This window comes from Magnetococcales bacterium (genome assembly GCA_015231755.1).
Lineage (GTDB): Bacteria > Pseudomonadota > Magnetococcia > Magnetococcales > Magnetaquicoccaceae > Magnetaquiglobus.
On the sequence record JADGAZ010000001.1, the window covers coordinates 204,878 to 227,508 of the forward strand.

18 protein-coding genes and 1 riboswitch are annotated in these 22,631 nt (G+C 58.5%); of the genes, 9 read left to right on the top strand and 9 right to left on the bottom strand.

The genetic code is table 11. The annotated features are described in order from the left end of the window. The first annotated feature begins 175 nt into the window (after positions 1-175). From HQL98_00955 to HQL98_00965, 3 genes are all read left to right on the top strand, one after another. A complete protein-coding gene (locus HQL98_00955) occupies positions 176-1,168 on the top strand; it encodes an NAD-dependent epimerase/dehydratase family protein (GenBank protein ID MBF0270630.1) in 993 nt (330 codons plus the stop codon). A gap of 47 nt (positions 1,169-1,215) precedes the next feature. Next, positions 1,216-2,334 carry a DegT/DnrJ/EryC1/StrS family aminotransferase gene (locus tag HQL98_00960; GenBank protein MBF0270631.1) on the top strand — a complete coding sequence of 373 codons (1,119 nt, stop codon included), beginning with the start codon at positions 1,216-1,218 and terminating at the stop codon, positions 2,332-2,334. A gap of 206 nt (positions 2,335-2,540) precedes the next feature. Continuing rightward, the gene (locus tag HQL98_00965) at positions 2,541-4,367 is read left to right on the top strand and encodes a tetratricopeptide repeat protein (protein MBF0270632.1); all 1,827 of its coding nucleotides are present in this window, start codon (positions 2,541-2,543) and stop codon (positions 4,365-4,367) included. A gap of 62 nt (positions 4,368-4,429) precedes the next feature. On the opposite strand, the gene HQL98_00970 is transcribed toward HQL98_00965, so the two are convergent. Further along, on the bottom strand, positions 4,430-5,707 hold the full coding sequence (locus HQL98_00970) for a citrate transporter (GenBank protein ID MBF0270633.1): 1,278 nt from the start codon (positions 5,705-5,707) through the stop codon (positions 4,430-4,432). Between the two features lie 412 nt (positions 5,708-6,119). Between HQL98_00970 and HQL98_00975 the strand changes: the two genes are divergently transcribed. Together HQL98_00975 and HQL98_00980 are read left to right on the top strand one after the other, a co-directional pair. Next, positions 6,120-7,349: a hypothetical protein gene (locus HQL98_00975; protein ID MBF0270634.1), complete on the top strand. Its 1,230-nt coding sequence runs from the start codon at positions 6,120-6,122 to the stop codon at positions 7,347-7,349. A 110-nt stretch (positions 7,350-7,459) separates the two neighbouring features. Continuing rightward, a riboswitch (cobalamin riboswitch) is annotated at positions 7,460-7,700 on the top strand. A 157-nt stretch (positions 7,701-7,857) separates the two neighbouring features. Then, positions 7,858-9,840 (top strand): TonB-dependent receptor, encoded by a 1,983-nt coding sequence (locus HQL98_00980; protein ID MBF0270635.1) that lies wholly within the window; start codon positions 7,858-7,860, stop codon positions 9,838-9,840. Here HQL98_00980 and HQL98_00985 read toward each other — a convergent pair. Continuing rightward, the gene (locus tag HQL98_00985) at positions 9,837-10,760 is read right to left on the bottom strand and encodes a cobalamin-binding protein (GenBank protein ID MBF0270636.1); all 924 of its coding nucleotides are present in this window, start codon (positions 10,758-10,760) and stop codon (positions 9,837-9,839) included. The genes HQL98_00980 and HQL98_00985 overlap by 4 nt on opposite strands. A gap of 152 nt (positions 10,761-10,912) precedes the next feature. Between HQL98_00985 and cobU the strand changes: the two genes are divergently transcribed. From cobU to HQL98_01005, 4 genes are read left to right on the top strand one after another with little or no spacing between them, the layout of a single operon-like run. Further along, positions 10,913-11,395 (top strand): bifunctional adenosylcobinamide kinase/adenosylcobinamide-phosphate guanylyltransferase, encoded by a 483-nt coding sequence (gene cobU, locus HQL98_00990; protein ID MBF0270637.1) that lies wholly within the window; start codon positions 10,913-10,915, stop codon positions 11,393-11,395. Continuing rightward, positions 11,392-12,441, top strand: a complete 1,050-nt coding sequence (gene cobT / locus HQL98_00995) for a nicotinate-nucleotide--dimethylbenzimidazole phosphoribosyltransferase (GenBank protein ID MBF0270638.1) — start codon at positions 11,392-11,394, stop codon at positions 12,439-12,441. The genes cobU and cobT overlap by 4 nt, the downstream gene beginning before the upstream one ends. Positions 12,442-12,451: 10 nt before the next feature. After that, positions 12,452-13,183 carry an adenosylcobinamide-GDP ribazoletransferase gene (locus HQL98_01000; protein MBF0270639.1) on the top strand — a complete coding sequence of 244 codons (732 nt, stop codon included), beginning with the start codon at positions 12,452-12,454 and terminating at the stop codon, positions 13,181-13,183. A gap of 32 nt (positions 13,184-13,215) precedes the next feature. Continuing rightward, positions 13,216-14,856 carry a Zn-dependent hydrolase gene (locus HQL98_01005; protein ID MBF0270640.1) on the top strand — a complete coding sequence of 547 codons (1,641 nt, stop codon included), beginning with the start codon at positions 13,216-13,218 and terminating at the stop codon, positions 14,854-14,856. A gap of 11 nt (positions 14,857-14,867) precedes the next feature. Here the strand turns inward: HQL98_01005 and HQL98_01010 are convergent, their stop codons facing one another. From HQL98_01010 to asnB, 7 genes are all read right to left on the bottom strand, one after another. Next, positions 14,868-16,490: an amino acid adenylation domain-containing protein gene (locus HQL98_01010; GenBank protein MBF0270641.1), complete on the bottom strand. Its 1,623-nt coding sequence runs from the start codon at positions 16,488-16,490 to the stop codon at positions 14,868-14,870. Between the two features lie 13 nt (positions 16,491-16,503). Further along, the gene (locus HQL98_01015; GenBank protein ID MBF0270642.1) at positions 16,504-17,532 is read right to left on the bottom strand and encodes a hypothetical protein; all 1,029 of its coding nucleotides are present in this window, start codon (positions 17,530-17,532) and stop codon (positions 16,504-16,506) included. A 404-nt stretch (positions 17,533-17,936) separates the two neighbouring features. After that, positions 17,937-18,191 carry an acyl carrier protein gene (locus HQL98_01020; GenBank protein MBF0270643.1) on the bottom strand — a complete coding sequence of 85 codons (255 nt, stop codon included), beginning with the start codon at positions 18,189-18,191 and terminating at the stop codon, positions 17,937-17,939. Between the two features lie 115 nt (positions 18,192-18,306). Then, positions 18,307-18,561: a hypothetical protein gene (locus HQL98_01025; GenBank protein ID MBF0270644.1), complete on the bottom strand. Its 255-nt coding sequence runs from the start codon at positions 18,559-18,561 to the stop codon at positions 18,307-18,309. Between the two features lie 60 nt (positions 18,562-18,621). Continuing rightward, positions 18,622-20,202, bottom strand: a complete 1,581-nt coding sequence (locus tag HQL98_01030) for a hypothetical protein (protein ID MBF0270645.1) — start codon at positions 20,200-20,202, stop codon at positions 18,622-18,624. A 38-nt stretch (positions 20,203-20,240) separates the two neighbouring features. Beyond that, the gene (locus tag HQL98_01035; protein MBF0270646.1) at positions 20,241-20,729 is read right to left on the bottom strand and encodes a hypothetical protein; all 489 of its coding nucleotides are present in this window, start codon (positions 20,727-20,729) and stop codon (positions 20,241-20,243) included. A 6-nt stretch (positions 20,730-20,735) separates the two neighbouring features. Further along, positions 20,736-22,604, bottom strand: coding sequence for an asparagine synthase (glutamine-hydrolyzing) (gene asnB / locus HQL98_01040; protein ID MBF0270647.1), 1,869 nt, complete (start codon positions 22,602-22,604; stop codon positions 20,736-20,738). Positions 22,605-22,631: the final 27 nt, after the last annotated feature.

The window sequence follows — 22,631 nt, forward strand, 5'->3', positions numbered from 1 at the left end:
TGTTGCGGTCTGGCGGGTTGCATTTATGCAACATGGCAGGCCGCATGGTTGTTAAAATACGAATTAATATGCTGATTATTAAGTATAAAATTGAATGGCGTAGGGCTTGCTCCTGAGGTGGGTACATGTCCACTCGGTCATTGAGTCTGACCGGATGTTGCAAGAGGAGCAACCGATGAATTATGCGCACAGGAAGGTGCTGATTACTGGTGGCCTGGGATTGATCGGTTCCAATCTGGCTCGCCGTCTTGTGGCCATGGGAGCCCAAGTGGCCATTTTGGATGTGCTGCTTCCCGGCCATGGGGGGAATCTGTTCAATATTCGTGACATTCGTTCTGAGATTGCCCTCCACATCCAGGATGTGCGGGATCCTTTGGCCTTGGAAGCGTGTCTGCCGGGACAAGATATTGTCTTCAATCTCGCGGCCCAGACGGGACATTTGGAGTCCATGATCGATCCTGCGATGGATTGTGCCATCAATGTCGGTGGTCAACACCTTTTTCTGGAAACCTGTCGCAGGTTGAATCCGCAGTTGCGTATCGTTTTTGCCAGTACCCGGCAGATTCATGGCAAACCCTGTTATTTACCCTTGGACGAACGGCATCCGGTTCAACCGGTGGATTTCAATGGAATCCACAAGGCAACGGCAGAGTATTATCATCAATTGTATCACACCGTGTACGGTCTTGAAGTGACAATAATACGTATGACCAATACTTATGGCTGTGGTATGCGCATCATGGATGCGCGCCAGTCGTTTTTGGGATATTGGTTTCGCCTGCTGCATGAAGGCAGAATTTTGCCTGTTTTCGGAGATGGTGAGCAACTGCGGGATTTCAATCATGTGGATGATTGTGTGGAGGCCTTGTTGCTGGCCGGATCATGTCCGGAGGCCATCGGCAAGGTCTATCTGTTGGGCGGGGAAGAGGTGGTGTCGTTGCTGGATTTGGCCAGGAGCATGAGCAGTTTTACCCAGCAGGGAGGCTATGAACTGGTGCCGTTTCCCAGAGATCGGCAAAAAATCGACATTGGGAGTTGTTATGGAAATTTTTCCAGGATCGCCTGCGAACTGGGATGGAGACCAAAAATTGACCTGATGGCGGGATTGCGGAGTACGATTAATTATTATAATTGTTTTTACGACCACTATGTTCAGGCGGATTCATGAACGTTCAAGCCGGTCATTTGCCAGTGTGTGACAGACCCGACATTCCGATGACTGATCTGACCGGAGGACCGGCAGCGATGCATCGGGCCATGTTGCAGGCGGTTGAACGGGTATTGTCCTCTGGACGATATGTGCTGGACCGGGAGGTCGAACGGTTCGAGCAGCTATGGGCCGAGCAGTGCGGGGTACGGTTTGGGATTGGGGTGGGTAACGGCATGGATGCCATAGGTATCGCCTTGTGTGCCAGCGGGATCGGTCCGGGGGATGAGGTGATTGTGCCGGCGATGACCGCTTTTGCGACGGTATTGGCTGTGATTCGTACCGGAGCCACTCCGGTTTTGGCGGATATCGATCCCGCGACCGCGTTGTTGAGTCTGGAAAGCGCACAACGGGTTCTGAACATGCGTACGCGGGCTGTGGTGGTGGTGCATCTGTATGGCCGGATGGTGGAGATGGAAGCATGGGTTGTCTGGTGTCGTGAGCACGGCTTGGCGTTGATCGAGGATTGCGCTCAGGCGCATCTGGCCAGCAGACACAGCAAGATGGCTGGTTCGTTTGGTCTGGTGGGAGCCTTCAGCTTTTATCCCACCAAGAATCTCGGCGCCATCGGAGATGCGGGCATGTTGATCACCGACGATGAAATGATTGCCAAAAAGGCTCGACAATGGCGGGATTATGGTCGGAGTGCTGCCGATGGCTCTGGATTGCATCTGTTGGCCGGCATGAACAGCCGTCTGGATGAAATTCAGGCTGCTTTGTTGGCCGTACGACTTCCGTGGCTGGAAACGTTCAACGCAGCCAGACGAACCACTGCAGGGAAATATCGGGAACGGATGTGCAATCCTTGGGTAACGTTGCAACCCGACGCAGAAGAACCGACTGGTCATGTCTATCATCAATTTGTGGTGAATGTGCCCCAGCGTCATGCCTTGCGGGCGCATTTGCGAAAGAAGGGTGTGCATACCGGGTTGCATTACGCCTTGCCGATCCATTGGCAACCCGCGTGGTCGAATGCTCCATCCGATCCCCTTGGACTCATTCACGCCGAACGGCACGCATGCCGTTGTCTTTCCTTGCCCTGTCACCCATTTTTGTCCATTGAGTCGGTGGACAGAGTGGTTGCGGCGCTCAATGCCTTTGTGCCCACCGGGGATGGGGCGCCATGAAGCCCCCATGCAGTGGGCATTCCGGAGGGGTTCATAAATGCCTGGTGGCTGGATTGTCCTTGACTCGAACCCCCGTATCCGAGACGGATTGGTGGCAAAAAGGAATAGAATATCATCTGGCGGGTGATTTGGCCATGGCGGAATGGTGTTATGGGCAAGTATCATCAAATAAGCCGGAATATGTTTGCGTTCTGGGAAATTTGAGTGTGATCCGCAGTGCCCAGGGGCGGTTTGCCGAATCGGCACATTTTTGTCGCCTTGCCTTGGGGATTCGACCGGATTTTGTGGGCGCTCATATCAATCTGGCCAATGCCTTGTCCTGCATGGGACGCCACCAGGAGGCTGAGGTGGTCTGCCGGCACGCTTTGGCATTGGAACCGGATTCTTTGTCTGCCCTGGAGGCATTGGGCAACGTCTTGAGCGCCATGGGGCGCATGGAAGAATCTGAGGGTTGTTTGCGTCGTGTTTTGGCCGTGGAGCCGGACAATGTGCGGACACATCTGGCGTTGGGGGTTGTGTTGACTCAATCGGCCCGTTATCCCGAGGCTGAAATAACCTTTCGTCATGTTTTGGCCTTCAACCCGGATGATGGGGCGGCGCTCAACAATCTGGGGAATGTATTGACTTCCATGGGCCGCTTTGTCGAGGCGCGTGATCTGTTGTTGCGGGCGGTTGCCTTGAAACCCGAGGATGCGCGGACTTTGTTGAATCTGGGGGTGGTTTGCAATAATCTAGGGAAATTTAAAGAGGCTGAAAATTATTATCGTCTGGCTATTAAATATGATTATAATTATCTTGACTCTCTGAGTAATTTGCTTTTCATGCAGAATTACCACGGAGATGGTCGCATGGAAAAGGCGATGGAGGATGCCCAGCAATATGGCGCATTGGTGGCCTCAAGAGCCAAGCCATTCAGTCATGCTGCCGATGCTGCCGCGGTGGGGCGCACCTTGCGGGTGGGAATGGTCTCTGGAGACCTGCTCAACCATCCTGTCGGATATTTCCTGGATGGGTTGTTGCCTTGTTTGTCAGGAGAAGAGGTCGAGCTTTACGTTTACTCCAATCATTTTCAAGAGGACGACCTGACGCATCGTTTGAAGCGGGTGACACCCCATTGGCGCATGGTTTTTGGCATGAGTGATGAGGTGTTGGCCCATGGCATTCATCAAGACAGGGTGGATATTCTGGTGGATCTGTCCGGTCATACAGCCCGCACCCGGTTGTCGGTATTTGCCTGGAAACCGGCACCGGTTCAGGTGACTTGGTTGGGTTATTTCGCCACGACTGGTGTGTCCGCCATGGATTATATTCTCGGAGATCGGTTCAATCTGCCGGAGTCGGAAGTGGATCATTTCACTGAAACGCCATGGCGTCTGCCCGATTGTTATTTTTGTTTCACCCCTCCGGAATCCGCTCCGCCGGTCTCCCCTTTGCCTGCCTTGCAACACGGGTTTGTCACCTTTGGATCTTTCAACAATACCAACAAGATGACCGATGATGTGGTCGGATGCTGGAGCGGCATCCTGCGGGCTGTTGCGGGCAGTCGTCTGTTCCTGAAGAATAAATCTCTGCTGGATCCAGGCATGAGACAATCGGTGATCGAACGGTTTGCTGTTCATGGAATCACCAGCGATCGATTATGGCTGGAAGGACCATCCGATCGGAAACGCTATTTGAGCGCCTATCATCGGGTGGATATCGCCTTGGACAGTTTCCCTTATCCAGGAGTGACCACCAGTATGGAAGGTTTATGGATGGGGGTGCCGGTGATCACCCGGAAGGGTAATCGTTTTTTGTCGCATCAGGGGGAGTCCATTCTGGCCAATGTCGGCTTGGCTGACTGGATCGCGGTGGACTGTCAGGAGTATGTGGCCAAGGCGATGGCTTTTTCTGCCGATTTGCCCGGATTGGCTGCGTTGCGTGCCGGTTTGCGTCTTCGGATGGCCGGTTCACCGGTGCTGGATACGGCTTTGTTCGCAAAGAATCTGGCTGGTGCCTGGCGGGAGATGTGGCGGATCTGGTGTCAATCGTAAGAGTGATCCCCCATGGCCTTTCAATGGATTCGGCCATGGGGTGTTTCCTGGTGTGACGTTTTTCAAGGGGTCGGGACGACCGCTCCCAAAGAGGTGGGATGCCATCCCATCAAAACAAGCATCACCACAAATCCCACCACATAGCCCAAGGCCACATGCCAACCGTTCTTGAGCCAGGCTCCCACCGATTTGGCCTCGGGAATGATGTTGGAGATTGCCACTCCCGCCGAAGAGCCAAACCAGATCATGGAGCCGCCAAATCCCACCGAGTAGGCGAGCATGCCCCAGTCATAGCCCCCCTGTTTGATCGCCAGGGCGGTGAGGGGGATGTTGTCGAAGATGGAGGAGATGAAGCCCAGAATCAGGGAGGATGACCAGGAGGCTGGGGGGAGTTTTTCCACCGGCATCAAAGAAGCGCAGGTGACCAGGGCCAATAGGAACAAGGAGCCGCGTGCGGTTTCCGGGATCAGTTTCCAGTTGGGGGCGCGCCACGGGGCGGTGGCCAGCAGCGCCACCCACACCGCAACCCCGATGAAGGGGAAATGATCCGCCAGTACGGCGAATTTGATGTTGATGACGACATTGGTGACCACCGCCGCGATCAGAATGATGAAGACAATCGCCACCCGGGCCTTGTCGATGTGGAGGGTCCGGGAGCCGGCGGTGAGCATCTCCGCGTGTTTGCCTTGCTGCATGGAGGCGGGGATGCCGAAGACGAACAGCGCGGTTATCGCCGCCACATACGCGGGCACAACGTCCAGGGGATTGACGCCGGCGATCCACATCATGGTGGTGGTGGTGTCTCCCACCACGCTGCCGGCGCCTCCGGCGTTGGAAGCGGCCACGATGGCGGCCACATAGCCGATGTGAACCCGACGTTTGTAGATGGACATCGCCACCGTTCCGCCGATGATCGCCGCTGCGATATTGTCCAGGAAACCGGAAAGCACGAAAATCAACACCAGCAGTATAAAGGCTCCCTTCCAGCCCTGTGGCAGCAGTCGGGGAATCCATTCCGGCACATGGCTGCGCTCGAACTGATCCGCCAGCAGCGCAAAGCCCACCAGCAGACAGAACAGGTTGGTCAGGATCACCCATTCGTGTCCAAAATGGGCCGCCAGTCCCTGAAAACCAGCCCCATGCTTGAATCCCGTCACCGAGACATTATACAAAACGATTACCGCCAGCCCCCCCAGCGCCACGTGCAGTACCCGGTTGTGAAACAGGGCGACGCCGATCAGGGTCAGGCCAAACAAAATGAAGTCAACCGGGACTCCGGCCACGGTCGGACCATCCAGCCGGGATTGGGCCCAGGCGTTGTCGGGCAACAACAAGGTCAGGGCCAGCGATCCGGCGTGTTGACTGGTGCGGGTGAGGAATCGGTTCACAACGCAGCTCCTTTCGTGGGTGGGCATGGGGGCGCAGAAGGCCGTGAATGGGTGTCGGGAATGGTAGGGGAGGGCGGATAATTTATGCAATTGATAATCGTCTCTGGAGGTTTGGAAATTTCTTGAAATTTTATAATTCACCCTAATGGATTTTTCAATAACTTAATAATTATTAAGTTTTTATATTGGTTGTTTAAGCTATGATTCAGTTATGCTCCGCGATGCATTTTTGAGGTGTTCAGGCCGATAATCGGTTTCCAGGGATGGTATTCCGAATGATTATGTGTTACTGAAGTGCAGGAAGGTGATGCAACAGTTTGGGATCGCTTGAGGTTTGAGCCGTTGACAAGGGGAGAGAATCGTCGTGTTTGATCCGGTCATTATCGAGGAGATCATCGCACTGTGGAAGCCTGGAGCGCCGGTTTCCGAGGATCCGATTCTGTTTCAGAAAGTCAGAACCATCATGGAGATGGTTTTTCTGGCCGGACTCAAGCGCGACGAGGACCGTCCCGTGCGGGTTGGCGTCTCCCTGACGGATCCCGCGTTGCTGCCGGACAAGGGCCGATCCGGAGAGAGCATCGTCATGCGCATGTCCCCCAAGCCCCTGCTGACGGTGGATACCCTGGTCAAGCTGGCTCCGGCCTTTGATCCGGATACCACGCTGCTGGCGGTATGGGGTACCGAGGAGGATCCCACGGAACTGGAGATCTGGAGTGCCATTTTCACCACCCATCGGGGGCGCAACCGCTTTGATCCCCTGCCTTTGGAACAACCGGCGCCCAACTCCCTGGCCATCATCTCGAAAAGAACCGGTTCACTGTCCATCTATCAGGGGGATGAACTGATCGCCCGTTTCAAGTCCGGGAGATTTTTGGAACCGGTTCACACTCATTTCACCTCCGGTCTGATGGGATGGCGTTTTCTGGAAGTGGTCAAGCGTCATCCGGAATTCCAGAAGCTGGGGATGAAATATTGGCATACCTATCGGGACTTCATCGACTATCTGCTCATGGAGACGGACCGGCGGGGACATGGGGGGATCATTGTCTGGCTGCCCACCGATTCCATCGACACCACCGAGTCCTCCGGCATCATCACCAAGCATAATCTTTTGGAAAGTCCGGACGGGGTGGCACTGCTGGGAGACCTGTGCGATGTGGAACAAAAACAGGAGCGTTTCCGTCAGGAGATGGAGGAGTCCTCCTCCCTGGCCACCATCTGCATCATCGGCGAAACCGTGCTGGAGTGCAAACGCAAGGTGATCGAACACGCCGAATTGCTGGCTCAGATGACCTGTGTGGATGGAGCGTTGATCCTGTCGGACCGGTTGCGCCCCCTCTCTTTTGGGGCGTTTTTATCCGCTCCCATTTGGCAGGAGCGGATCATCTATTGGAAAAACAACAAGGCCCGTCAACTGCCCCGGGAGGAGTTGTTCTCCCGTTACGGCACCCGCCACAATGCCACGGTTAATTTTGTCGGGCACTGTTCCGGTTCGGCGGCTTTCGTGATCTCTCAGGATGGCCCCATCAGTGGATTGACCAAAAAGGATGACCAGGTGATCCACTGGTGGCCGGATTGCCTTGGCAAGTATTGAGGTTTGTAAATCATGAACCGGTATTTTTTCCGGTTCATGATTAAGCCTGTATGTCCCCCGCAGACCCCACGGATTATTTTCCTTGACCTGGTTTACAATCCCTCACTATCTTTCCTCCCAAGCCTCAAGGTTCCCCCCTTGACCGGGGGGTGAAACGGGAAGACCGGTAACCATCCATCTTTAAAGGTGGATCAATCCGGCGCTGCCCCCGCAACGGTGATCGAGTCAAAGCAAAAAGGTTCTTGGCCACTGCCCTATGGGTGGGAAGGTGTTTTTTGCTGATTCGGGAAAAAGAGTTTTTTTCCGAGTCGCTCGTCAGCCCGGAGACCGGCCTTGTGGACAAAAAACAAGTCGCGTCGCGCGGGGCGGCGGCTTGGAGACCGTTGTGCCCAGAGTGGACGGTTTTCCCGGCTCGATCCGTTTGGTATTCTCCATTCTTCGCGTGGACGCCTTCAGTGGTTTCTTTGTGGTGCGGGAGAGCACCCGAAGATCAAACGCGAGGCCAGCCATGAACCGTCTGACTTATCTGACTCTTTTGTCCCTGCTGTACCCAACGTCCGTTGTTTTTTCCGATGACACCCCCCCCGATCCGTCCTCCACCGTGGATGAGATGGTGGTGACCGCCACCCGTTTTCCCACCAAACGGACCACCATTCCGGCTCATGTGACGACCTTGACCCATGAGGAGATTCGGGCGAGTTCGGCCACCTCCATTCCCGAATTGCTGCGGGGACAGGCCGGGATTCACGTCATGGACATGACCGGAAACGGTCGAAATTTTATTGTGGACTTGCGGGGATTTGGAGAAAGCGCGGCAACCAACGTGCTGGTTTTGGTGGATGGCAGGCGCTTGAATCAGGCGGATCTGGGAGGAGTGGATTGGGCACGGATTCCTTTGGAACAAGTGGAACGTGTCGAGATCATCCGGGGTGGATCCGGAGGGGTGCTTTATGGGGATAATGCCTCGGGGGGGGTGATCAACATCCTGACCCGCTCGGGACAAAAGGATGCCACTGAAATCAAACTCCAGGCGGGAAGCCATGGCCGGGCCAAAAGTCATCTGACAGTCGAGGGTAATAAAAATCAGCTATCGTATTCTTTAAGTGCCGGATATCGCACCGAGGATGGTTATCGGGACAATGGGGATATCCAGGCCAGGGAGGGGGGAGCAAAACTCCGATTTCAGCCAAACAATACTTTTGGTATCGATGTGAGTGCCGGTTATCAGAACGACGCCACCGGCATGCCTTCGGCCCTGAAAGAGAGCGATTTTGCCAAAGGTATGTCCAGAAGATCCACCCTGACGCCGGATGACTTCTCCAAGGTGACAGACACCTTCATCCATATCATTCCGGAAATCGCTTTCCGGGGGGAGGACCGTTTTCTGGTGGACCTCTCCTGGCGTGACCGTGAGGTCACCAACTTTTCCAATTTTACCGGGGGGCAGTTTACCGGGCAGAACGACACACAGGTTTGGGGCATCTCCCCTCGTACGCAATTGCATGCCGCCTCCGGCCTGTTTTCGGATCGTTTGACCGTGGGGGGGGATTATCTTTCCGATCACGAGTCGATCCGCAACGATTCGCTGTTTTTTGGAACCCGAACCCTTGGAGACTTCTCCTTGCGCAAAAGAACGCTCGGAGGATATGCGCACAATGAGATTCAAATCGACAAGCGTTGGAGTCTGACTCAAGGCGTGCGGATCGATCGGGCCATGTTCGATTTTCTGCCGAGCACTCCGGAGCGGGTCAACCTGGATCAGCAGGCTTATTCATTCGGGATGCGTTACGATCTGAATGATCAAAATCATCTTTATCTACATGGATCCAAGAGTTACCGCTATCCGTTGCTCGACGAGCAGTACAGTTTTTTCACCAACACGGTCAACACCGCGTTGAAACCCCAACGTTCTGTGGAGTGGCAACTGGGTTGGCATCGTGATTTTTCTCCCACCTTGAGCGGTGAACTCTCCGGGTTTTCAGTCATGACCCGCGATGAACTCTATTTCGATATTCTGACCTATAACAATGCCAATCTGAATGGTTCCGTGCGTCGTAACGGGGTGGAGTTGGAATTGGAGAAACGTTACGATCAGTGGTCGGTTTCCGGCAACGTCACCTGGACCGAAGCGGAGATTCGTTCCGGGATCTACAGCGGCAAGGATTTTCCCGGCGTGCCCTCTTTCCAGAGTGGTGCCAAGGTCAAGTATCTGCCCACGGATCGATTCACCTGGGAGTGGAGCGGTCGGTATGTGGGATCCAGGCCCTTCATCAGCGACTTTTCCAATGCGTTCGGGGATCAGTCCGGTTATGTGGTGTTGGATACCGGTTTACGTTATAAATGGACAAACGTAACCGGATGGTTCGATGTCACCAATCTGACCGGTCGGGAATATGCGGAATACGGGGTGCTGGGGGGCTTTCCGGTGGAGCGGGCCTGGTTTCCCTCAGCCGAACGCCGGTTCATGATTGGAGCCACGGCCCGGTTCTAGTGGATCCCTGGACGGCGCTGGCGGGCGGTCTCCAACAGGGGGCACAACCGTTCGGCGCCGTCGAGAATCCGCGGGGTGTGGCGCTGGAGCAGATCCGGAGGAATGAAAAACAGATTGTTCCGGATTACCGCGGTCAGGGGTTGCCACTCCCGCCAGTGATCCAGCCACTCCGGGCGTTGTTCGTCCATGCCGCTGGCCACGATCACTTCCGGATTGGCGGCCAGCACCGCCTCCAGGTCGATCACCGGAGCCAGGGCCGGCAAGGAAGCGAAGACATTTTCCCCGCCGCACAAGGTCATCACGTCACTGATCAGATGGACGCCGTTGATGGTCATCAGGGGTTGGTGCCACACCTGATAGAACATCCGCACCCGGGGGGCATCCCGATGGCGGGTCCGCAACGCCGCCAGCCGGGTGCGAAAGGCTTGCGCTTCGGTTGCGGCCTGTTGGACGTGACCGGTCAAGGTGCCCAGACGCTCCAGATCCAGGGGAATTTCATCCAATCGCAGGGGATCGGCTTTGAATACGGTCAATCCGAACCGCTCCAGCAGTTCCAGAGAGGCGGAAGGGTTGCCGCTGCTCCATCCCAGCACCAGATCCGGGCGCAAGGCGATGACCGTTTCGGGATCGAAGCGGTCGTATCCGCCGATGCGGGGGATCTGTCGGGCCGGCGGGGGAAAGTCGCTGTGATCCGCCGCTCCGATCAATTGGGCTCCGGCCCCCACGGCGAACATCATTTCGGTGAGATTGGGGGCCAGGGAGATCACCCGTTGGGCCGGATGGGGCAGCCGGACCTCTCGACCCGAGGCATCCCGGGCGAAAACCGTCGCGTCGGTGGCGGCTGGCAGGGTCCGGGGCAGTCCGAGAGCGAGCAAGAGCGGGATGATCAGTCGGGAGGTAAGGTATGGTTTGATTCGCATGGGAGAAGGGATTATGCTTTTATCGCATCTTTGTTGGGTTTTCGATCGGGATCCACGGTTCAAGCTACTCCACTCCTGCCCTGGGGCGCAAAAGGAAAACGGGATTGTCGGTTCATTTGATATTGGGAGGGGCCCGTTCCGGCAAAAGCGCCATGGGGGCCCGATTGGCCTCGGAGAGCGGTTTGCCGGTGGTGTTCATTGCCACGGCCACCGCCGGGGATGCGGAGATGGCCGAGCGCATCGCCCGCCATCGACTGTCCCGTCCCGCCGGGTGGCAGGTGGTGGAAGAGCCGCTGGCTTTGGCGGACGCCCTGGCTGAACACGCCGCCTGCGGACGGTTTGTGGTGGTGGATTGCCTGACTTTATGGTTGGCTCATGTGCTGTTCGTTCCCGGCGACGACGGGAGCGTCTGGTTGCGGGAACGCCGGGCACTGCTGGAGCGGCTGCCCCGTCTTGCCGGTTCCGTGGTGCTGGTGAGCAACGAAACCGGACTGGGCGTGGTGCCCATGGGTGCCATGAACCGTCGTTTCATCGATGAAAGCGGCTGGCTGCATCAGGAGTTGGCCCGTTTGTGCGACCGGGTGACCTTGATGGTCGCCGGTCTCCCCTTGACCCTCAAAGGATCTGCCACATGACCCCATCCTGGTTGTCCGAGTCCATTCCCGCCCCCTCCCTGACCCGTATGGAGGCGGCCAAGGCCCGTCAAAACCTGTTGATCAAACCCCGTGGTTCCCTGGGTCGGTTGGAGGAGATGGCGGTACGTCTCGCCGGTTTGCAGGATCGGGAGTATCCGTCGGTGGAATCGGTGCGCATCGCGGTGTTTGCCGGAGATCATGGGGTCACCGCCGCCGGGATCTCCCTTTATCCCCAGTCCGTGACCGTGGAGATGATCCGCAGTTTTTCCCATGGCGGGGCGGCGATTTGCGTGTTGTCCCGGGCCATCAATGCCCATTTGGAGGTGGTGGATGTGGGGGCGGCCAGCGATCCTGGCCCGTTGCCCGGGGTGATCTCCCATCGGGCCGGCGCGTCCACCAACGATTTCCGGGTGCAACCGGCCATGAACGGCGAAGCGTTAAGGATCGCCTTGCGGGCCGGAGCCGAGGCCGCTTGGCGGGCTGCCGAAGCTGGCGGCCAACTGTTCATCGGTGGGGAGATGGGCATTGGCAATACCACCTCCGCGGCGGCTGTGGCCTGTGCCTTGACCCGCAAGGCGCCGATCCTGGTGGCGGGTCCCGGTGCCGGTCTGGATGCCCGGGGCGTGGCCCACAAGGTGGAGGTGATCGAACAGGCTTTGGAGCTGCATCAACACCTGCTGAAAACGCCTCTGGGTGTGCTGAGTGTGCTGGGCGGCTTCGAGATCGTCGCCCTGGTGGGGGCGTTCATTGCCGCGGCCCAGCGGCGCATGCCGGTGCTCGTGGATGGTTTCATCGCCTCCGTGGCGGCTTTGGCGGCCACCCGGTTGCGGGCGGATCTGGCCCCCTGGCTGATTTTCGCCCATGAGTCCGCCGAACCGGGCCATCGGGTGGTGCTCGACGCCATGAAGGTGACACCCTTGTTGAGCCTGGGCATGCGTCTCGGCGAGGCCAGCGGTGCCGCGGTGGCGGTACCGTTGCTGCGTCTGGCCTGCCTGCTGCACCGGGAGATGGCCACCTTCGACGAAGCCGGAATCGCCGCAGGTTGATCCGGTTCCCATGTGGTCTTCCTTTTTGATGGCTTTGGGGCTGCTGACCCGTATTCCGGTTTCTTGGAACGGTTTTGCTCCGGAGCCTGGGGCGGTAGGCCGTTCGGTGCTGTTTTATCCGGTGGTGGGCGTGCTGGTGGGGGGGATGCTGGCGGGTCTGGCCTGGATCCTGATGGCCGCCGGCGTCGAGGCGGGAGTGGGGGCGGCGTGGTTGCTGATCGCCTGGGTCTGGCTGACCGGGGGCATGCATCTGGAGGGGTTGTCGGATACCGCCGATGGCTGGATTGGCGGCATGGGCAATCGGGAACGGGCGCTGGCGATCCTGAAGGATCCCCACTGCGGGCCGTTCGGGGTCATGGCTTTGGTGTTGCTTTTGTTGCTCAAATGGAATCTGGTGCGGGTGCTGTGGCAAACCGGATCCTGGGAGCCGTGGCTGGTGGCGGCGCTGCTGGGTCGGGTGGGGATCGTGGGGCTGTTTCTGACCCTGCCTTACGTGCGACCCGGCGGCATGGGTGAGGCGGCGGCCCGGGCCATGCCCCGGGGAGCGGCCTGGATGGTGTGTCTGCTGGGGATGGGGTTGGCTGCGGGATGGGGGGGATGGCGGGTGTTGCTCTCCGGGGCGGGGGCGTGGCTGCTGGTACGGCGGGGATGGTTGAGCCGTTTTGGGGGCGTCACCGGAGATACCGCAGGGGCGGCGTGTGAACTGCTTGAAACGGTGGTGTTGATGGCATGGCTGCTGTGAGGCGCGACAACACATCAATGGGGCATTCGGGCATGGGGCGTTCGTTTCGGTTCGGAATCGGTTTCTGGTGTCTGGTGTGGATGGGGATCCTGCTGCCTTTGGGGGTGGGGGGTGCTGGGGTGTTCGACGCCGAAGCCCAGTTGAGCCGCTATGTCACGGTCCCTTTGGAAGCGGATCTTTCCGGCTTGAGCAGCGTGGAGCGCCAGATGATCCCCCTGCTCACCGAGGCGGCCCGGGCCATGGAGTCGGTTTTCTGGCGTCAGAGCGTGGGGGACCCGGAGGCGTTGTTCGCCGTGCCCTGGACTCAGCCGGTACGCCAGTTGCTGGCGATCCATTATGGTCCCTGGGACCGGATGGAGAACAATCGGCCCTTGCTGCCGGGGATCGCCCCCAAGCCCGAGGGGGGCCGTTTCTATCCGGAGGATCTGACCCGGGAGGCCTTTGAAGCCGCGGCCCTGGAGCAACCCGCCTTGAAGGATCCTTTTGCCCTGGTGCGTCGGGATGGGAGAGGAGGGCTGAAGGCGGTTCCTTATCATCAGGCTTTTCACGCGTTTCACGTGTTGGCTGCCGAGCGTCTGCGGCGGGCTGCGGCCCTGGCCACGGATGAGGCCCAGGCCCGTTATCTGAATTTGCGCGCCGAGGCGTTGCTCACCGATCGTTACCAGGAGAGCGACCGGGCCTGGATGGAGATGAAGAACAATCGTCTGGATCTGATCATCGGCCCCATCGAGACCTACGAGGATGGACTGATGAGCATCAAGGCTGCCCATGAGGCGTTGCTGTTGATCAAGGATCCGGCCTGGGAGCGGCGTTTGGAGCGTCAGACCCGGCGGCTGGGGGCGTATCAGGCCCATTTGCCGGTGCCGGAGGCGTATCGGGCGGAACTTCCCGGCGCCGAGTCGGACCTCGGGGTGTACGACGCCCTGCTGATGACCGGTGACGCCGCCGCCACCCGACCCATTGCCGTCAATCTGCCCAACGACCCCCAGGTGCAATTGGAAAAAGGCTCCCGGCGGTTGCAATTGCGCAATGTCATGCGCGCCAAGTTCGACCGGATTCTGTTGCCCATGGCGCAAACGTTGCTGGATCCGGCCCAGGTGTGTCAGGTGACCTTCGGGGCGTTGTTCGTCAATACGTTGTTTCACGAGGTGGCCCATGGTCTGGGGATCAAGAAGGTGATCCGGGGGGACGAGTCCGGCGGCACGGTCAACGACGCCTTGAAAGAAGACGCCTGGATGATGGAAGAAGGCAAGGCGGATGCCCTCTCCTTGTGGCTGGGGGATCTGGATGGGGAGATGGAGTTGTGGGACTCCTCCCCCGACGGGATGCTGATGACCGAGGAGAGTCGCGCCGTCACCGAATTCGCCTCCCTGTTTCGCGCCATCCGTTTTGGTCCCGGCAGTGCCCATGCCCGCGCCAATTTGATCCGGTTCAATTTTTTGCAGGCGGGTGGGGCCTTCGCACGGGACCGGCAGGGTCGCTATCGGGTGGATGTGGCCCGCATGCGGGAAGCCTCCCGGGAACTGGCCAGCCGCATCCTGATTTTGCAGGGCAATGGGGATTTGAACGGCGTCCGGGAGCTGGAACGGCGCTACGGGACTCTTTCCGCCGAGTTGCTGGCGGATTTGCGACGGGTGGAGGAGGCGGGCATTCCGGTGGATGTCGCCTTCTGAAAAAGGGGGGATCAGTTGCCCGCCGTGGTGGGGGGATTCACCAGTTCCGCCAGTTTGAGCAGATCGGTTTTGCCATTGGCGTTCAAGGGGAGCAGGGCCAGCCGTTGCAGGTGGCGGGGCACCATGTAATGGGGCAGCCGTTGGGCGCAGGTTTCCAGGATTTCCGCATCGGTGCGTTTCGAGTCGCAGACAAAGCCCACCACACAGGTGACATTCTCCCCCGAGGCGGGCCAGCCCACTACCGCCACCTGATCCGACTGGGCGGCCTGACGCAGGGTGTGTTCGATTTCCGACAACTCCACCCGGTAGCCGCGGATTTTCAATTGCCGGTCCACCCGGTCCAGATAGTGATAGCCCACCCCGGTCTGCCAGCGCACCAGATCCCCGGTTTTGTACCACCGTCGGGAGTTCCCGGTGGCATCCGTTTGCGAAAAATAGCTCCGTTGGGTTTCGGTGGGATTGTTCCAATAACCCGGAGTCACCTGTGAGCCGGAAAGACACAACTCCCCTTGCATTCCTTCCGTCTCTTCGAGCAGGTTGCCATCCACCAGTATCGCCGCGGATTGTCCCGGATAGGGGATGCCGATGGGGACAATGCCGTTGAGGCACTCTTCCGGGGAGTGTGCGGCGTTCCAGAGATATCCGGTCACGCAGATGGTCCCTTCCGTGGGGCCGTAACTGTTGTCGATCACCGCGTTGGGAGCGGCGTTTTGCCACAGGCGCGCCGCCTCCCGGGTGAGCCGTTCGCCGCCGAACACGCACCAGCGCAATGACGGAAACGCCCCGGCCCGCAGCAGGCGCATGCGCTGCATGAAGGTGATCACCGCAGGCACGGATTCCCAGAAGGTCAGGGCGTGATCCTGGATGAATCGGGCCGGAGCCATGCGGCTGGCTTCCGGAACCGGATACAGACAGGCTCCCGCCGCCCAGCAGACGAATTGGTCATAGACCGACGCGTCGAAGGTCAGATCGCTGTGTTGGGAGAAGCGATCCTGGGGGCCGGGTTGATAACGCTCCAGCATGCCGACCACAAAGGCTTCGACATTGGCATGGGAGACCATCACCCCCTTGGGAATGCCGGTACTGCCGGAGGTGAACAGCAGATAGGCGACGGGTCCTCCGTCCGGCTGCGGTGCCGTCACATGGGGCGAGACGGCGAACAATTCGGTTTGCGTCACAAAACGATGCCGGGAAAGGGATTGGGTCCACTCCGGCAGGGTCGGGTGTTCGGGGAGCAGGATGGTCAGAGCGTTGGCGCTGGTTTCCAACAACGCCTGGGCCGACTCGGCGCAGCGGGTATCCAGGATCAGCAGTTGCACCCCGGACAAGTCGGTGATGTGCCGGTTGCGGGATACGGGAAAATGCGGATTCAGGGGCACATATCCCTTGCCCGCGTACAGGATCGCCAGAATGGAGGCGTAGGCGGTCAGGGAGCGGTATCCGAAGAGAGCCACCGTGGGATTGGCAGGGTCCGGGTTGAACCGTTCGATGGCCGAGGCGAGTTGCAAGACCCGCTCCCGCAGCTCCCCGTAACGGTAGCCGGTGTCGCCGAGAAACAGGGCGGGCTGCTCCGGTTGTCGCAGGGCGGTTTGATGGAACCGTTGGGCGATGTTGATCGGTTGCGGATTGGTCATGACGGTCCAGGTCTTACCAGTGCAGGCCTAACAGTCCGAGGAAGAACGTGGTGTCTTCCACGAATGAAGAGTCGGTACGGTCCCAGATGCGCAGGATGGCAAAAAAGATCCAGACCCCGGCCACCTTGCGGATGGTCACCAGGGTGGTGCAAGGGGCCGAGTGTTTTCCCCGCTGATTCTGCTCCCGCAGGATGCTCACGAAGATGGCGATGCCCAGGATGAACGTATAGAACACATACGAGGTGAAACGCGCAAAGGAGAGAATCTCGCCGTTGATGATCAGGCGGTCAAAGTGTTGCAGAATGTGATAATAGAGGTTGCCGAAAAAGGCCGACGCCATGGTGGCGGCGAAGATACGCCATTTCGGGTGTTGCTTGAAATAGGAGAGGTAAACCGGGAAGAAAAAGAAATCAACCAGCAGTTCCTTGAAATAAAAATAGTAACGGTTCCAGAAGTCGATCAGGGTCTTGGCCAGCAGCGGCTTGTAGGTGTTGCGGAACAGATTGAAGCCGAACAGCCGCAGACAGCCGATGATCAAATGACCGACGATGGCCAGTTGGGTGGTTTCGTAGACCATATCCATGATCAGGCTGCCCCAGACCGTGATCGGGTCCGGCATCCGGGTGGCGCTCAGGATGATCAGTTCGTTGATGTGGTGCAGCTTGAACAGGGGAATGGCCCCATCGGCGGAATCGAAGAAGGACCAATCGAGCAGATCCAGGGCCGAATCCCATATCGAAGCCAGAATCAGCAGCTTGATTCCCGCCAGTTGGATGCGGGCCAGATCGAGTCGTCCCGTGGCGCGTTTGGAATACAGATAGTCGAGGCCTTTGCCATAAGGAACCTGACTGGAACCCAGGTAGGGCAGACAGTAGATCAGGTGGTCCACGAATCCGTTTTGCTTAAGGGATCCCCGTTTGCCCGAATACAGCAAAAAGCCGATGCGCCAGACCAGAAACGAGAAAAAGACCAGGGCGGCATTCAGGTTGGTGGCCACGATCCAGGAGGGATCATCGCGGAAATCCACCGGAAAGAACAACATGACGATGATCCAGATCCATAAAGTGATGTGCAAAAAGATCTGGGGATGATTTCTGGCGATTTTTGGTAGCAATGTAAATGATTTTGCGATACTGTAAAAAATATAAAGTATTCCGACAATCAACAGCGAGTCGATTGTCAGCCAAAAAATGCCATCGACGTTCAGTTGGTTCAGTTTGGTATAAAGAAACAGTCCACCGCAGCCCACCGCCATGATCCAGGCGCGCTGGTTGGGAAACAACTGCGTCAGAATCATCAAGGGCAACAGGGCAAGATATTTTGTGGTATACAACAGCGCAAAAACGATTACCCAAAGAATAACATTTCCCGGAGTCGACACCGAAAACTCATGCAGACGGCTGTCTTCGTGAAATTGGGAAATCTTATGATAATAACTGTGGAAAATCATTTTGTGTATCGGTCGATCAGATCCAGGATTTTCTGAATGGATTCGAGTTCAACGGGATCGACTCCGGTATCCGAGAAATCAATGGCGAATCGGGATTCCAGAAAGGCGATGATCTCCAGCATGGCCAGGGAGTCGATGAGACCGGACTTGATCAGACCATCGCTGTCGGCGATGCCATCCAGGGGCAGATCCGGACGTTTGATGGTGGCCAGAAACTGGATCAGGAGTTCTCGATTTTTCTGAGTATCCATTGGATTCCTATCGGTTTGAAACGGTTGTGCCCCGGGGCGGTATCGCCTCTTGGCGTGTGATCCGTCATGGATGGAACAGGGTTCCAACAGGCGGATTTGACATGGATTCTTTTCATCACAACAGCAGGTTGTCCCATTCCAGGCGATCCGGGAACTCGGCATGGAAGAGGTCGCGGGTATGGGTGGATGGGCACCTCGGCATCAGGAACCTGTTTGCCACCACCACAAAATGCCCTATTTTTTTCACAATTTCAAGTGACCTGCTTTTTTTTGCCAGGATCGGTCCGGAGCGGTTGGTAAAGGTTCCGGCTGGAGTGGGCGTTGTGGGTTGTATCCGTTGGCCATTTTCCTTTTTTTCCGGTACGAACAATCCCTGTCGCCTCCCGGTCGCAAAGTCAGGAACCGGGGGGAGCAACAGGGTTTGTTGCGTTCACCACTCTGCCAATCGCCACACGCCCAGGAAGCGTTCGTGCCGGGCTTTGCCGTCCGGGATCAGCATCACGGGTTGCGGCAATCCGAAGGGGGGAGCGGTCAGGTTGACCTTGTGCCAGTGGCCCAACCTGGAGGCTCCATTGGTGGCGTTCGGAAAGGTGGTGGCGATCAGATAACGGGCTTCGCTGCTTTTGAAGTGGCGCAGCGCCTGGGTTCCCAGTGCGTCCGGCAGATGGGTCAGGGTGTTGCGGCACAGCACCGCGTCGGCCCGGGGCAGCACCTGATGGCAGATGTCCGCCACATTGAAAAAATGGTTTTTGCGCAGGGCGAACAGGGTGCGATTGTGGGCGATGATCTCCGGAACCACATCGAATCCCAGATACAGATCCCACTCCGCCGACAGCGACGCAATCCAGTTCAGATCCCCGCAGCCCGCATCCACCAGGGTGCGCACCCCCAGTTGGCGCAAGGCGTCTTGCAGATGGGGACGCATCTCCCGGGTGGCGCTCATCAGGGAGCCGGACCCGCTGCGGGTTTCGCTGGCGCCCCACTGGTTTTCCTGATGGATCTTGGTAAACAGTTTTTGGATCTCCACCGAAGTTCCGGTGGTGGGGGGATGGGGTGGAAATCGACCGTCCGCGCCGCGGGTGCCGATGCGGCGGCGGCGCAGATCCACATCCGCGTAGGCTTCGTATTCCGCCAGGGTGCGTATTTTGCCCAGACCATGGCGTTCGATCTCCTGCAATACCTCCGGATCCGTGGAGGCGTGGATTTCCAGCAGATGTTCCAGCCGGGCCACGGATTGGCGTTGCAGCCTGCTCCAGTCGATTTTGTGGTCATCCCAGTGGCGGCGGCGGGTCCGGTCGGTGTAGTCGTGATACAGAATCACCCCGTTGGGACTGTAGAGGTCATAACCGTGGGTCCACAATCGGACCGACAGGGTGATCTCCTCCCCCTGGAAATACAGATAGGGATCATAGGGCACTTCGTGAACCAGGGAGCCGGGACCGAACAGCAATCCGCCCCCCACGAAAGCCGAGGGACGGGGTACCGCCGGGCGGTCTTCCAGATCCACATACTCCCCCTGGGGCACCAGGATGCCATCCCGATTGAATTTTTTCGCCCGCAGATAGGGATAGCCTCTGGCAAACCGTTCATCCGGGGGAATGTACTTGTTGGGATGGGTGGAGAGGATCGCCTTGGGGGAGGGACAGGCGTGGAGCATGTCGATCAGTTGCGCGTCCCAGCCCGGATCGAAGCGGGTATGGCTGTCCACCTGTAGATAGTAGCTCTCCCCCTGGTAGAACTCCACCTGAATCCGATGGCGCGCCCAGCAGGCTCCCCGGCTGTCGTCGATGTGGATCACCCGTCCCCGCACCTGATCGGCCCATTCCGGGGGAACCCGGAGAAAGGTGGCGTGGTCGTCTTCTTCCGGGAGGATCTGCCACAACACCCCCACCCTGATCCGTTCCGGATGGCTGGCCTTGGCGAACAGATCCGTCAGGGTCCAGGGGCATTCGCTGTCGCGATAACTGGCAATCGAGACGAACAGGGTGGCGGTGTCGTGGGCGCGCTCCATGGGTGGGATCCTGGTTTCTCAAGGATGGAAAGAGGGGGTCATGTCTGGACCGCGCGTCGGAACCAGACAAAATCATGGCCCATCCGGGGGTGAAAGCCGACGAAGACCGTCTGTCCCACCAGCAGGCCCAGTTGCTGCAAGGCGACGGCCCGATGGTTGCCATCGATGATCACGAAGGGGCCTTCTCCCGAAAAGGCGGTCAGAATGAGAGGCTCGAAGGAGTCCCCCACGGCGAGGGCTTTTTTCATGCTCTGGATGCGGGATTTGTGGCGGTAATCGTCCGTGCCCAGGCAGGGATCCGCGGCCACAATCGGCAGACGACAGGAACCGAACAGCAGTTTCCAGTCCTGGGAGCCGATCACATAGAGCTTGTCGCAGTCAGCCGGTTCCATGCGACAGCGAAACCAGCACACCCCGGCGGGCAGGGGTTGCCACACCTCGGGTTTGGGCTGGGGCTTGCCTCCCGACGAACGATGCCAGGAGTGGAGCACATGGTTGTGCCATTCCACTGCGCGACCGATTTGCATGGAATCTCAATCGCCTCCCGGGGTTGACGTGGCATGATACTGGGCGCTCAACCAGCTCCACAAAAAGAGGCGATGATCCCCCCGACCTCCGCGATGCTCCTGCCAGCGTTGTGCCACCCAGGCAAGGTCGGTTCCGGCCATGGGGAGCATGGGGGGAAGAAGCGGATCGGTTTTCAGCCAGTCGGCGATGGGCACGCCAAATCCTTTTTTGCGACGATGGATGATGCCATCGGGCAGCAGACCGGTCATGGCCTTTTTGAGCAGATATTTGCGCACCCCCCGACGCAACTTGAGGGCGTGGGGCAGTCGTTGGGCAAAGGCCACCACATCGTTGTCCAGAAATGGTGCCCGCACCTCCAACGAGGCCATCATCGAGGCCCGATCCACTTTGGTGAGAATGTCGTCCGGCAGGTACAGATGGGTGAAATACTCCAGGCTTTTGTCGATGGGATGGGTGACTTCGGAATCGTGCCAGACCGCCAGGGCTTCGGCGTACAGCTCCTCGGGGTCCATGGGCTGATGGAACAGTTCTCCGATCTCCTCGGGTGCCAGGGGGGCCATCCAGGTGGGATTCCACAACGGCATGGGGTGGGAGAGTCCGGCCAGGAAACGGCGTACCTTGAAATCCAGGCTCATGTTGCGACCCGATACCGGCAGTCGTGCGGTCAGGTTTCTCAAACCCCGATGCAGGAAACCCGGCATCAGGCGGTGGTAAAGCTGGCCGGGCCCCAAGGCCAGAAAGGGATCGTATCCGGCGAACAGTTCATCCCCCCCATCCCCCCCCAGGGCCACGGTGACGTGCTGGCGGGTGAAGTGGCTCAAAAGATGGGTGGGCAGAATGGACGGATCCCCCAGAGGCTCGTCCAGACGTCCCAGCACCGCAGGGATCAGGGTTTTGGCCCCATCCAGGGTGAGGATCTGCTCCCGATGGTTGGATCCGATCCGTTGCGCCTCCTGACGGGCATAGGCGGATTCGTCGAAGGAGGGTTCTTGAAAGCCGATGGCAAAGGTGTTCAGGGAGGCGGGGGGGGCGTGTCGGGCCGCCAAAGCCAGAATGGCGCTGGAGTCGATGCCTCCGCTTAAAAAAAATCCCAGCGGGACATCGCTTTCCATGCGGCGCTTGACCGCCTGGGAGAGCAGGGCCCGCAGCTCTTCCGCCAGGGACTCTTCCCGCCGCTCCAGCAGGGCCGGATCCGGGGTGAGACGAAAGCGCCAGTAGCGTTGCTGCCGCAGGGTGAAGCGGGTCAAATCCAGCTCCAGCCAGCTTCCTCCCGGCAGTTTGCGACTGCCCTGATACAAGGCGTTGGGAGCCGGAATGAAGCCATAAGCGAAATATTTCTGCAACACCTTGGGATCGATGCCGCCGGTGAAACCCGGATGCCGCCGCAGGGCCGACAACTCGGAGGCAAACAGGAATAAATCCTTTTGCAAGGCGTAATAGAACGGTTTCTTGCCGAAGCGGTCCCGGGCGGCGAACAGCCGTCGGTTGTCGGGATCGAAGATCACGAACGCGAACATGCCGTTGAGCCGTTCGGGCAGTCCCGTGCCCCACTCCCGGTAGCCGTGGAGCAGGGTTTCGGTATCCGAGTGGTGGGAGACGAAGCGGTGACCCCGCTGGATCAAGGTGGCGCGCAAGGCCGCGTGGTTGTAGATCTCCCCGTTGAAGACCACGCACAGCTTCCGGTCTGTGGTCCACATGGGCTGTTTGCCCCCGTCGATGTCCAGGATCGCCAGGCGTCGGTGTCCCAGAAAGACCCGCTGTGCCTCATCGGCGCACAGACCCTCGCCGTCCGGTCCCCGATGGGTCAGGGCACGGGTCATCCGTTCCAGGTCGGTCTGGGTTCCTGGACCCGCGAATCCGGTGATGCCGCACATCTGGACTCCTTGACCCTGTTTCGGGTT

Coding starts and splice junctions, on each gene's coding strand:
- cobU (MBF0270637.1), top strand. CDS start 10,913: ATGGGGGCCCGATTGGCCTCGGAGAGCGGTTTGCCGGTGGTGTTCATT.
- HQL98_01020 (MBF0270643.1), bottom strand. CDS start 18,191: ATGGATACTCAGAAAAATCGAGAACTCCTGATCCAGTTTCTGGCCACC.
- HQL98_00985 (MBF0270636.1), bottom strand. CDS start 10,760: ATGCGAATCAAACCATACCTTACCTCCCGACTGATCATCCCGCTCTTG.
- HQL98_00955 (MBF0270630.1), top strand. CDS start 176: ATGAATTATGCGCACAGGAAGGTGCTGATTACTGGTGGCCTGGGATTG.
- HQL98_01005 (MBF0270640.1), top strand. CDS start 13,216: ATGGGGCGTTCGTTTCGGTTCGGAATCGGTTTCTGGTGTCTGGTGTGG.
- HQL98_01000 (MBF0270639.1), top strand. CDS start 12,452: ATGTGGTCTTCCTTTTTGATGGCTTTGGGGCTGCTGACCCGTATTCCG.
- HQL98_01015 (MBF0270642.1), bottom strand. CDS start 17,532: ATGTTGTTCTTTCCGGTGGATTTCCGCGATGATCCCTCCTGGATCGTG.
- HQL98_01035 (MBF0270646.1), bottom strand. CDS start 20,729: ATGCAAATCGGTCGCGCAGTGGAATGGCACAACCATGTGCTCCACTCC.
- HQL98_00960 (MBF0270631.1), top strand. CDS start 1,216: ATGACTGATCTGACCGGAGGACCGGCAGCGATGCATCGGGCCATGTTG.
- HQL98_00980 (MBF0270635.1), top strand. CDS start 7,858: ATGAACCGTCTGACTTATCTGACTCTTTTGTCCCTGCTGTACCCAACG.
- asnB (MBF0270647.1), bottom strand. CDS start 22,604: ATGTGCGGCATCACCGGATTCGCGGGTCCAGGAACCCAGACCGACCTG.
- HQL98_01010 (MBF0270641.1), bottom strand. CDS start 16,490: ATGACCAATCCGCAACCGATCAACATCGCCCAACGGTTCCATCAAACC.
- HQL98_01030 (MBF0270645.1), bottom strand. CDS start 20,202: ATGGAGCGCGCCCACGACACCGCCACCCTGTTCGTCTCGATTGCCAGT.
- cobT (MBF0270638.1), top strand. CDS start 11,392: ATGACCCCATCCTGGTTGTCCGAGTCCATTCCCGCCCCCTCCCTGACC.